Here is a 2,243-nt window from a genome sequence, read left to right as displayed (position 1 = left end):
GGCAGGTTCGCCGGGCCGCCATCCGGATTGCAATAGGGCCAACCCAATTCGCGCCCGGGGGTGAGCTTGGCGACGGCCTCGGGCGGGTGGTCGTTGACGTACTCCATCGTCACCTCGCCGGTCGTCGGGTCGGCAACGTTGTCGCGATTGTTGACCGCCGTCCACACCGATCCATCCGGTGCGACCGCAAGGCCAGTCCCGTTGCGCACCCCCGTCGCGAACGGTTGCGCCGGCCCGCCGCTGGGCGGGATCCGCATGATGGTCGCGCGGGGTGGGGTCGCGTCGCGATCGTCGGCGGAGATGTTTCCCGTCGACCCGATAGAGAAGTACACGGCGCCATCAGGGCCGACGGCAACGCTTTTCAGCGCGTGCGAATAGGCGCCTCGCAGATCAGGACTCTTGGCGTCGGGAAGGCCGGACGCGATGGTGCGCCGGTTGGTGGCGTTGCCATCGGTGTAGTCGTAGGCGTCGACCTGGTCGCTCTCGGCGACATAGAGAGTGTTGCCGGCGAACGCCAAGCCATGTGGTTGATCGAGCCCGTCAAGCAGTACCGACTCGCGCGGCACCGCTCCGCCCGGCTTCAGGTGAAGCACCTGCCCGGAACTGGGCACGGACACCAGCAGGGCGCCGTCGGGTGCCCATGCGGCGAGCCGGGCCTTGGGGATGCGGGCCCACACCGACAGCGTCCACCCGGACGGCACCAGCGCCTGACGTGGTTCGTCGAAGGGCTGCTGGGCTAGATCCGGATCGACCCGCACGGTCACCGGCACCAGCCTCGCTGCGGCCTCGGTGGTGGGTGGTGTCGGCGCCGATGGTTGCGGTGTTGGGGCGGGGGTCGTCGAGCAAGCGGTAAGTAACAAGACCGCTGCGAGCCCAATTCGCTTATGCTGCAGCCAAACCCGCATGCATCTCCCAAATCAGGATCTCGGCGGGTTCGGTGGCGGTGAGCCGCTGGCCGCCGGTGGCCGTCAGCCGGACGGCGTCGCCCTCGTGCAGTGGCCCTGCGCCCTCGAGCGTCACCTGCCCGCGCGGGACGAACAGGTGAAGATACGGCGCCTGGGGCAGTTCGACGTTGTCGCCGGGCTGCATGCGGGCGCCGTGCAGCGCCGCGTACTTGTTGCGAATGGTGATCGCCGCGTCGTCGCTGTGTTCGGGCATTCCCGAGGCGATGGTCACCAGACCGCCGCGAAGCAGCTCGTCGTCGATCTCGAGCTGCTGGTAGCCGGGCGTGATGCCGGACTCGTCGGGAACAACCCACATCTGCACGAAATGCACTGGCTCACTGTGGGATTCCTCACCGGTCAGCGTCCAGGAGTCGTTCTTCTCCGAGTGCAGGATGCCGCGTCCGGCCGACATGCGTTGCGCCAGACCGGGATAGATCACGCCCGAGTGTCCGGTGGAGTCCTGGTGCACCAGCGAGCCACGCAGCACCCACGTCACGATCTCCATGTCGCGGTGTGGATGGGTGTCAAATCCCGTACCGGGCTTGACGATGTCGTCGTTGTTCACCAGCAGTAGGCCGTGGTGCGTGTTGCCGGGGTCATAGTGGTCGCCGAACGAGAACGAGTGCTTGGAGTCGAGCCACGCAATCTTGGTCTTCGCGCGGTCATTGGCACGCCGGATCTCGACTGTCATGTCGTGGCCTTTCAGTCGTGGCCCAGCCTAGGTGGCTGGCACTGGACTCGACAACATAAATGATGTGTCATGTATTCCATGTGGTTGACCGACGAACAGCAGCAGATCTGGCGCGGATACCTGACGATGGTGAGCCGGCTGCAGACCGCGATGCAGCGCCAGCTGCAGAGTGATTGCGACGTGTCTCTGGCGGACTACGACGTCCTGGTGGCGCTGTCGGAGGCCGGACCGCAGCGGATGAACGAACTCGGCGAGGTCCTCGGATGGGAACAGAGCAGGCTGTCGCACCAGCTGCGTCGGATGCGCGGTCGCGGTCTGGTGGCACGCCACGGAAGTGACGACGACCGCAGGGGCGCGACAGTCGAGTTGACCGCCGATGGCCGGGCTGCGCTGCAGACGGCAGCGCCTGGACACGTCGAGCTTGTTCGGGCGGTCGTGTTCGACGGGCTGTCGGCAGCCCAGCTGCAGGTGTTCGGCTCGGTGATCGAGACGGTTCTCGAGCGGCTTACCAGTCGGCTTCCGTGAACTTGATGACGCCGCGAATGTTCTTGCCGTCCAGCTTGTCCTGGTAACCGTCGTTGATGTTCGCCAACGAGTAGGTGGTGGTG

4 protein-coding genes are annotated in these 2,243 nt (G+C 66.0%); 1 reads left to right on the top strand and 3 read right to left on the bottom strand.

Annotation, left to right across the window (positions count from 1 at the left end):
- Together VFH65_RS11020 and VFH65_RS11015 are read right to left on the bottom strand one after the other, a co-directional pair.
- Nucleotides 1–905: PQQ-dependent sugar dehydrogenase (locus VFH65_RS11020; RefSeq protein WP_353321409.1), on the bottom strand; the 905-nt coding region annotated here is incomplete at its 3' end.
- Nucleotides 883–1,635 carry a pirin family protein gene (locus tag VFH65_RS11015; protein ID WP_353321407.1) on the bottom strand — a complete coding sequence of 251 codons (753 nt, stop codon included), beginning with the start codon at nucleotides 1,633–1,635 and terminating at the stop codon, nucleotides 883–885. The genes VFH65_RS11015 and VFH65_RS11020, both read right to left, overlap by 23 nt.
- A gap of 69 nt (nucleotides 1,636–1,704) precedes the next feature.
- Between VFH65_RS11015 and VFH65_RS11010 the strand changes: the two genes are divergently transcribed.
- Nucleotides 1,705–2,160: a MarR family winged helix-turn-helix transcriptional regulator gene (locus VFH65_RS11010; protein WP_353321405.1), complete on the top strand. Its 456-nt coding sequence runs from the start codon at nucleotides 1,705–1,707 to the stop codon at nucleotides 2,158–2,160.
- On the opposite strand, the gene VFH65_RS32035 is transcribed toward VFH65_RS11010, so the two are convergent.
- A partial coding sequence (locus tag VFH65_RS32035) for a hypothetical protein (protein WP_414688396.1) occupies nucleotides 2,141–2,243 on the bottom strand: 103 nt, incomplete at its 5' end. The genes VFH65_RS11010 and VFH65_RS32035 overlap by 20 nt on opposite strands.

The sequence above is a fragment of the Mycobacterium sp. genome, assembly GCF_035697385.1.
In the GTDB taxonomy this organism is placed as follows: domain Bacteria; phylum Actinomycetota; class Actinomycetes; order Mycobacteriales; family Mycobacteriaceae; genus Mycobacterium.
Note: the sequence above shows the minus strand (reverse complement) of the source record. Positions and strands in the feature narration are given on the sequence as shown.